Origin of the sequence: Limnohabitans planktonicus II-D5, from assembly GCF_001270065.2 — a bacterium.
In the GTDB taxonomy this organism is placed as follows: domain Bacteria; phylum Pseudomonadota; class Gammaproteobacteria; order Burkholderiales; family Burkholderiaceae_C; genus Limnohabitans_A; species Limnohabitans_A planktonicus.
Genome location: NZ_LFYT02000058.1, coordinates 1 through 8,277 on the forward strand (window position 1 = coordinate 1; position 8,277 = coordinate 8,277).

An 8,277-nucleotide genomic window follows, 5' to 3' on the forward strand; every position below is an offset into this window, starting at 1 on the left:
CAATGGCGCAGGCCGGGGCTGAGTTAGCAAAGACGACTCCACCCAAGCGGACGGCAAATCGGTCACCAGCGTACCGCCTGGCGAGATCGACAGCTTGTCGGGCATGGTCATTTGTACCCGCAATTGAGCAAGCGACGGCAAGTTTTCAAGCATCGCATGCTCAACGCTGGAAACAACCAGATCTGCCAGCTCCTTTTGACGCAGAGGTATGACAGGCACCTCGGATGAATTGACATTGACAAAAAAGCGTGTGCCACCCATAGAACGCAACTGTTCGATCAGGATAACGCGGTAGGCCGACGGCAAGTCCCGGAAATAGCGAACGGTCGCCGATGCACTGGTGGCCATGTGTGCGGCAGCGAGCAGGCTGTCCTGCCGTACGCCAGCGCTGATCTGGTGGGTCCATAACCAGTTGCCAAGACCCTGTGTGCTCAGTACACCAATGACCATGAGCCAGGTCATCCGGCCAAGGAGCGTATCGGGCAGCCAGGCTCGCCAGCCCGGGGCCTTGTCCGGGCGCTTGCTCATTCAGGGCTGCACTGCACTTGTGCAGTGAAGGCATAGCCGGATCCGCGTACCGTTTTGATCATTGCTGCTTGTTTGCCATCGTCCTGCAGGCGTTGACGCAAACGACTGATCTGCACATCCAGTGAGCGGTCCAGCGGGCCCAGATCGCGCCCTCGCGTCGCTTCCATCAGGCGTGAACGGTCCATGACCTCTCCGGGGTTGTCCAGGAAAATTTTCAGCAGATTGAAATCCATGCCAGTCAGTGGCACATCGCAGCCCTCTGGATTGCTCAGCCGACGCTCGGTTACATCCAGCGTCCACCCTTCAAATCGCCAGTATCGAGGCACACCAGCGTCGGTATGACTCAGCACCCCGGAGCGACGCTGGATGGCCTTGATGCGCGCCAGCAATTCCCGTGGGTTGTAGGGCTTGCCAATGTAGTCGTCAGCACCCAATTCCAGACCGACGATCCTGTCGGTGTCGTCGGCGCTTGCGGTGAGCATGATCACGGGAATGTTGCTGATTTTGCGCACCCATCGGCAGAGGGTGAAGCCGTCGGTGTCGGGCAGCATCACGTCCAGGATGACCAAGCCAATTTCATGCTGGAACTTTTCGAAGTCGAGCTGAAAGCTGGCACCATCATGCGAAAGTCGTACCGAAAACTGGTTTTTTTCAAGGTACGTCTTGAGTAACAGACGCAATTTCTGGTCATCATCAACCAGCATGACGGAACGTTTCATTTGCGAGAATTTTCCTTGAGGAGGGTTCGCATGACTGCGGCCAACTGTTGTTGTGTTTGTTGGGCAGAAACGCCTCTATTGAGGACAAAACGTTGCAGTACGCCTGCTGCTGCCTCCTTGGTGGCCTCGCTTGCAGCCATTCGGTGGGCAAGGCTTGGGACCCGATGCGCACGGGGGTTGGCAAAAGTGGACCAAGACTCGTGCGCGCAGCTATCGAGCAACTTCGGATCGATATCCTTGAGCACAGGCACAGAGCCTTTGACGCGGTTGTAGCTGCGTTGAAGGGTAACGCTGGTCAGCAGGGCTGCCGCTTTTTCCTGTTCAGATTGCTTGCTCATGCTTCCCTTGAGCATGCTCAGGGTGTCAATGCTGTAGAGGTGCATGCCTTCTGTGCCGGGCATGGGCGCACAATAACTGGAACTGTCGCTGCTACCGGTCAGGGCCAGCAACTCACCCCTGACCCAGTCGCCATTCATCAATATGCCAAACCGTCCAGCATGAAAGGCTTTCACATTGTCGATCCAGTTTGACTCCTGGCGCTGCATGGGGCCGTTGAGGTCCCGAAGCCATCTCAAGCGGTTGAGCGCCGATTCCACGCGCCGATCCAGCCAGGCCTCAGGGTGTCTTGCCCGCACTAGGCGCTCATAGAGTTCAGGTCCCGCGTAGGACAGGAGCACTGCTTCAAACACGGTGGCCACCTGCCAATTTTCGTCACTCCAAGCAATCGGCGTGATGCCCGCATTGCGAAGTCGCCGCGCCACACCTTCCAGTGCTGCCCAATCACGGGGAGGGGGCATCTCCAGTTTGTCAAATATGGTGCGTTGATACAACACGCTGTTGATGCGGTGGATCCCCAAGGGTACCGCGATGGGTTGATGCTTGTGTGTCACCAAATGCAGCACTTCCGGGAAGATTTGCTGCTTCCATGCTTCTTGGGCCGCTACACGTGTCAGGGGCAGCACCAGGCCCATATCGGCCCAGTCCGTGAGCATCGTGCCAATGATCTGGGCAGCAGCCGGTGGCGAACCCGACAGCACTCTGCTTTTCAGCACTTTGACGGCGGCTCCACCTCCACCACCCTCAACTGCCGCATCCTGCCACTGTAAGCCATGGCTATTGAAGGCCTGTGCCAGCGCATTGGCGGCACTGCGTTCGCTGGCCGAAGTCCACCAATGCATGACATCGAGGGTCTGCGCATGTGTGACAAAGGGTACAGAGAGCATGCCCAGAAACACCGAAGCATTCAAAAAATGACGAAATGTAACTTTGTCTGCACTGCGTCCTAATTTGCATTGGCATGCCTCCGCTCTGCAAGGTTTCGCCTTCTGTAACGAAGTCTGAATGAAAGGTCTGAGTATTTTGGAAAAAACCATTAAAATCAATGACTTACATTTCATGAGAGAGGTTTTTTGTGTGGTTTGCGTTACGCAATGCACTTCAATAGACTCGCAATGGATCAATTTCAGGAAAAACACTGTAATTGTGCACCCTCGGCGTTTTATTAATGAATAAATACGCAATAAAGTTGCATCCATTTCAAGCGGACCCAAGCAAACCGGGCCACTGATATCAAAGAGTCCTAGAACATGACTGTCGAAACCGCACACAATTCAACAAATCCGAGTGTCACTGACAACGAGGAAGACCAAGTCCTTCAATGCCACTATGCGGTAGCACAGGCCCTTCGCCTGGCGTATGAACGCAACAGGCAGGCCGAGCGGTATCACCTGCGTGGTGCATTGCGCGCAGCCCGCTACGAGGCCAGCCAACTCGCGCAGTTCCTTAGCGCAGCACAACAGCAATTGCGGGCACTCGAATGCATGCAGAACTAACGGCGGCGGCTGAAAACTATGCTTCGGTGTGGGTCAAGTCTGCACGGTAGGCCCGCGAGTGAGTCACGCAGCTTTGTATTGAATCTGGAATAAGCAGTTGGCCGCTTTGAACCCGCTGGAGACCCTTGCGCAGCCTGAACGCTGTGACCATGAAGCACGTTCACCGTGTGGGTGATGCCGCTAAGCACCCGATGGCACAGCCCTGGGGGCACTCGCGGCGTTGTTCGTCGTTGCAAGGGGCAGTCTGCGGTCTCATCGCGCCTTGTCATTGCCCCTTTAGGTCAGCACCCTCGGGCGCGTTCAACTGCGTTTTCTGGGATCATCCGGGATGCGACATTTGGCTTCAAAATTTTTACAAAGAGTGCAACAAAGCCCCGCTGCGCATTGTCAACTTCGCGTTTGACGGAATCAGTCCCACACACCTGGTCATGACTTGCGTGGCCTTCGCTCAGGCCTACCCAAGTGTGCCCCACTTCACAGCAGCTCGATCACCTGCTGTGTTTTGCCCTGCATTCGGCTTCACTGGCCATGTCCAAGTTGTACAAACCGCTGCTCGATGAACTGGGGCTGAGCTACCCGCAATACCTGGTGATGCTGGTGTTGCGGGAAAGCAATGGCCAGAAGGTGTCAGCGCTGGGCGAGCGGCTGGGGCTCGACTCGGGCACGCTCACGCCCTTACTCCAACGCCACGCGCGGCAACATTCCGGTGGACATCCGTCTGGTCTGAGGGTGACGCTCTGACCGGGCAATGTTTACCGGTCAGCGCTGGCCTCCATCCACATCAATCACGGCACCGGTGGTGAAGCCGTTTTCGAGCAGGAACAGCACCGCGTGCGCAATGTCTTGGGGTGTGCCGGCGCGGCCCACCGGCAGGCTGCTGGCGATGCGAGCAAAGTGCTCGCGCTGCGCATCCGCGCTCAGGCGGGCAGACCACAGGGGCGTATCGATCATGCCGGGCGTGACGACGTTGACACGGCGCGGCGCGAGTTCGAGAGCCAACGTGCGGCCCAGAGCCTCTATGGCCGCGTCCACCGCTGCCAGCGTGGACACACCGGCCATGGGTTTTCGGCTGATCCAGCCTGAAAACATGACCATGGAGCCGTGTGTGCTGAGCTTGCCCGCCGCGTATTTTGCGCAGTGATACTGGCCCCAATACTTGCTCTCGAACAGCGCTCGGGCCTGTGCAACCTCCAGCTCCTGCACCGTGCCACGCACTGTGCCTGCTGCGGCAGTGACCAGATGGTCCACGCGGTCCACCCCGTCAAAGAACTTGGCCACGGCCTGTTCGTTGCTCACGTCCACGCTGGCAACTTGCACGGGGCCGTTCACTTGAGCGGCGGCATTTTCAAGTTTTCGCAGATCGCGTCCGAGCAGGGTCAGGTGCGCCCCGCGTTCAGCAAGAGCCTGCGCCAAGCACAGGCCGATGCCGCTGGAGCCGCCCGTGATGACCACATGCTGGTTCAGAAAATTTTGGGGATATGACATGGTGGACCTTTCAAGGGGATGAAGCCCTGTTCGTGACCAGGGCGATGTATCAATAATGGGCCGAAACTGGCCGCAGGTGTGTGAGTACCGCAGCCGCTTGGAACTTACTTTTGCGGGAAGGTGATGTCTCGGGCACCATCAAAGTCAATGATGTTGATGCAGGCCTTAGGGCCGACGCAAGTATCGGCATGCGAGTCGTTGGCGCGAATGCGGACAAATGCTTCCTGACCCGTCACCACCTTTTTGCCCTTTTCATCGATGTGTGCCCATTTGCTCTGAACCGCAACGCCCCAGTAATCGCGCGAGTGGGTGTGGGCGGGAATGACCACGCCGGGCTGGATGCGGAAGGCGTACACGGCGGTGCTGTCTTCTTCCTTGCCCCACAGGATGGTCATGTCCACCCCTTTCATGCCGGCAGATTGCCAGTTGAGTTGGTCAAAGCGGAAAACTTCTCCGGCATGTGCGAAGCAGGAGGCAGCGACTAAAGCAGCGATGGTGAGTGATTTGCGAATCATGGTGTGTCCTTGTGAAGAGAGGGAGGGTCATGCGGCTCAAGCGGCCTGCTGGTGGTAAACAAAGGCTGCGTTGGTGCCGCCTTTCTGGCCCACGGCGATCTGGATGTTCAGGTGCGCCATGGCTTCGAGGTGGCGGGCCATGGTCAGCGGTCCCACATCGACCGGGGCAAAGCCTGCGGCGTTGGCCAGCGAAAGCACGGCGGCCTTGGCATGTTCGTCGTCACCAGCCACAAAAGCGGTGGTGCGCAGGCCGCCTCGGTCCTGACGCTCGGCGGTCATGACGTCTGCAAAGATGGTGTTGAAGGCCTTGACCACGCGCGCTTCAGGCAGCAAACGGGCGGCCTCCTCGCCAGCGGAATTTTCCTGCCCGAGCAGCAGCGGCGACCAGTCGGCGTTGAGCGGGTTGGTGCAATCCACCACGATCTTGCCGCGCAGGGCGGCCTGCAGGCCGGGCAGCACGTCGGCCAGTGCGGTAAATGGAATGGCCAGCAGCACCACATCGGCTTGGGCGGCTCCTTGGGCAAAGCCAGGGGTGCCTGGTTGGGGTTGGCGTGCGCACAGCAGGGACGATGCGACATGCGGGCTCAGCAGGTGGTGCAGGCGTTGGCCAACGTTGCCGGTGCCCAGAATAGCGATATTCATAAAAACTCCTTTTGGGTATCTATCAATAGATAGATTTCGAGGTGAAAAAAACAAAAGCCGGATCAGGCTTTTGCAGGGGATGCGCCCAGCAGGGCGTAAAACAGGGTCAGTGCGTTGTGCATGCGTTGCGCATCTTGCTGTGCACGGGCCAGAAGAAGGGCACCTTCCAGCAAGGCCATGGCCGATTGGGCACGTACGCGTGCGTCATCCGGGCTGAGTTCCGGCTGCAGTGCAAGGGTTTGATCGGCCAGCCAGTGCTCGGCCAGATCGAAAAACCGACGCACTTCGTAGCGCAGAAGCTCATCCAGGCTGTTGAAATCGCTGGCCAACATGCCCGCCAAGCACCATTGATTTCCAGATTGGGCGGATTCAACGAAAGGGGCTACAAAACACGCCAGGCGATCAGATACAGGGAGGTTGTTCAGCGATTGGAGCGTCATCGCAAGGTCTTCGCGGTATTGTTGAATAAGCGCAATGCCCACATCCTGTTTGGTGGGAAAGTGATAATGGATCGATGAAGATTTAACCCCCGTGCGTTCGGCCAGATCGCGGTGGCTGAAGGCGTTGAAGCCACGCGTTCGCAGCAGACTGCTGGCGTGTTGGAGGATGTCCTGGCGGCGATCGATAACAGAATTCATAGCAGCTATTGTATCAACCTATCAGTAGATAGTCCATCAAGAGGAATTCGATAAGAAAAAAGCCCCGCAAGGCTTTCACCTTGCGGGGCTGATGTGTTGGCCGGGTGAGGGCGCAAACCCTCAGTCCAGACAGCGGGGCACTTACATGCCCATGCCGCCCATGCCGCCCATGTCAGGCATGCCGCCGCCGCCAGCGCCGGACTCGTCCTTCGGGGCTTCGGAGATCATGCACTCTGTGGTGAGCATCAAAGAGGCCACAGACGCTGCGTTTTGCAAGGCAGTGCGTGCGTGTCACTTCGGTGGGGTCCACTTCAAGTCCTGCTGGCGATCAGAGGTTTGTGGACCACTGGCTTTTCGCTTGCAGGGCAAGCTCCTACAAAATCCTGCCAACTGGCAACACACGGTTCAGACTTCATCGGGCCGAATCGATAGCTGACACCCATCGACCAGTGGATCGTGCCCCTCCGGGGTGCAAGGGGCAGCCCAAGTGATCCACAGTTACGAATGGCTTGCTGTGCGGTCCAAATTTTCGCGTCCAGGCAACGTCACGGCCAACCAGGGTCGATTGATGCGTGCATTGATTTGTTCGTATGAGCAGAGCCTGCGCCTCAATTTCGGCTATCAACTGCTTGTTTGGGTTCCATCAAAAGTATCTGCTTCCCAAGCTGGGGTTGCAGCTGGCGCAAGCGGCACCTTGACCGTCACTTCAAGACCTCCTTGAGGGTGGTTGCGCCATGTCAGCATGCCCTGCAGCGAAGCGACAAGTTCACGCGCCAGACTGAGTCCCAAGCCATTGCCTCCTGGGTTGCGTTGCCGCCCGTGTTCAAGTCGGACATAGGGTTGACCGAGCTTGTCCAAGTCGTCAACTGGGATGCCCGGACCATTGTCTAGCAGCAAGATGGCAGCCCAGTCATCCTGCCGTTGTACCTGGATGGAAAGTCGATCGCCATAACGCAGTGCGTTGTCGATCAGGTTACCAAGCGCCCGGCGCAAGGCCAGCGGTTTGGCCTTGACGGTCAGGCTTTCGCCTGCCCATTCGACACGCTCGTTGACAGGGGCAATCAAGCGTTCGATGAGCCGGTCCAGAGGAAGATCGCTCAAATTCTCATGAATTTGACTGTCCCGAACAGCCTGCAGGGCGTTTATCACCATCTCATCGAGTTCATCCAGATCTTCGTGGAAATCGTTGCGCAATTCGTCGTCGTCGAGCAATTCTGTGCGCAGTTTGAGTCGGGTGATGGGGGTTTTCAGATCGTGTGAAATCCCCGCAAACAGACGGGTGCGATCTTCAACATACTTCTGAATGCTTGCCTGCATTTCGTTGATGGCGCGCGCAGTCCGGCGCATTTCGGCACTGCCGGTTTCCGGCACCGGTTCCACATGGATCGCACTGGCAAACCGGCTTGTCACCTGAGCCATGTGCTCCAGAGGTCGGGTCAGACTGCGTACCACAAGGGTTAAAAGCACCAGTACGGTCACCAAAGTGATGAGTTGTGGCCCCATCCTTTCCCAGGTCAATGGATCTGCGTTGTCCAAAAAATAAGGATCTGGCATGCGCGCTGCCAAAAACAGCCAGCTTGTCGGCTCCAGTTGTGTCTGGATCACCAGCAATGGCGCAGGCCGGGGCTGAGTTAGCAAAGACGACTCCACCCAAGCGGACGGCAAATCGGTCACCAGCGTACCGCCTGGCGAGATCGACAGCTTGTCGGGCATGGTCATTTGTACCCGCAATTGAGCAAGCGACGGCAAGTTTTCAAGCATCGCATGCTCAACGCTGGAAACAACCAGATCTGCCAGCTCCTTTTGACGCAGAGGTATGACAGGCACCTCGGATGAATTGACATTGACAAAAAAGCGTGTGCCACCCATAGAACGCAACTGTTCGATCAGGATAACGCGGTAGGCCGACGGCAAGTCC

At 57.5% G+C, this 8,277-nt stretch carries 9 protein-coding genes and 2 pseudogenes; 2 read left to right on the forward strand and 9 right to left on the reverse strand.

The genetic code is table 11. The features are described 5' to 3' along the window. The 3 genes and pseudogenes from H663_RS40575 to H663_RS40585 all read right to left on the reverse strand — a co-directional run. A pseudogene (locus H663_RS40575) lies at positions 1-528 on the reverse strand (ATP-binding protein); the annotation flags it as partial. Then, positions 525-1,247, reverse strand: a complete 723-nt coding sequence (locus H663_RS40580; RefSeq protein WP_053171344.1) for a response regulator — start codon at positions 1,245-1,247, stop codon at positions 525-527. The pseudogene H663_RS40575 and the gene H663_RS40580, both read right to left, overlap by 4 nt. Continuing rightward, positions 1,244-2,797, reverse strand: a complete 1,554-nt coding sequence (locus H663_RS40585) for an ABC transporter substrate-binding protein (RefSeq protein WP_133240096.1) — start codon at positions 2,795-2,797, stop codon at positions 1,244-1,246. The genes H663_RS40580 and H663_RS40585 overlap by 4 nt, the downstream gene beginning before the upstream one ends. A 36-nt stretch (positions 2,798-2,833) precedes the next feature. Between H663_RS40585 and H663_RS40590 the strand changes: the two genes are divergently transcribed. Continuing rightward, the gene (locus H663_RS40590) at positions 2,834-3,079 is read left to right on the forward strand and encodes a hypothetical protein (protein ID WP_053171337.1); all 246 of its coding nucleotides are present in this window, start codon (positions 2,834-2,836) and stop codon (positions 3,077-3,079) included. Positions 3,080-3,541: 462 nt separating this feature from the next. Beyond that, positions 3,542-3,766: pseudogene (locus H663_RS40595) on the forward strand (MarR family winged helix-turn-helix transcriptional regulator); the annotation flags it as partial. A gap of 72 nt (positions 3,767-3,838) precedes the next feature. Here H663_RS40595 and H663_RS40600 read toward each other — a convergent pair. From H663_RS40600 to H663_RS40620, 6 genes are all read right to left on the reverse strand, one after another. After that, entirely contained in the window at positions 3,839-4,564 is a 726-nt protein-coding gene (locus tag H663_RS40600; protein ID WP_053171334.1) for an SDR family oxidoreductase, read from the reverse strand. Between the two features lie 104 nt (positions 4,565-4,668). Continuing rightward, positions 4,669-5,079 carry a cupin domain-containing protein gene (locus tag H663_RS40605; protein WP_053171331.1) on the reverse strand — a complete coding sequence of 137 codons (411 nt, stop codon included), beginning with the start codon at positions 5,077-5,079 and terminating at the stop codon, positions 4,669-4,671. A 36-nt stretch (positions 5,080-5,115) separates the two neighbouring features. Next, positions 5,116-5,721: an NADPH-dependent F420 reductase gene (locus H663_RS40610; protein ID WP_053171328.1), complete on the reverse strand. Its 606-nt coding sequence runs from the start codon at positions 5,719-5,721 to the stop codon at positions 5,116-5,118. Positions 5,722-5,783: 62 nt separating this feature from the next. Further along, a complete protein-coding gene (locus H663_RS40615) occupies positions 5,784-6,359 on the reverse strand; it encodes a TetR/AcrR family transcriptional regulator (protein WP_053171325.1) in 576 nt (191 codons plus the stop codon). Between the two features lie 141 nt (positions 6,360-6,500). After that, positions 6,501-6,635, reverse strand: coding sequence for a hypothetical protein (locus H663_RS42450; protein WP_276309860.1), 135 nt, complete (start codon positions 6,633-6,635; stop codon positions 6,501-6,503). 345 nt (positions 6,636-6,980) lie between these two features. After that, positions 6,981-8,277: ATP-binding protein (locus H663_RS40620; RefSeq protein WP_133240097.1), on the reverse strand; the 1,297-nt coding region annotated here is incomplete at its 5' end.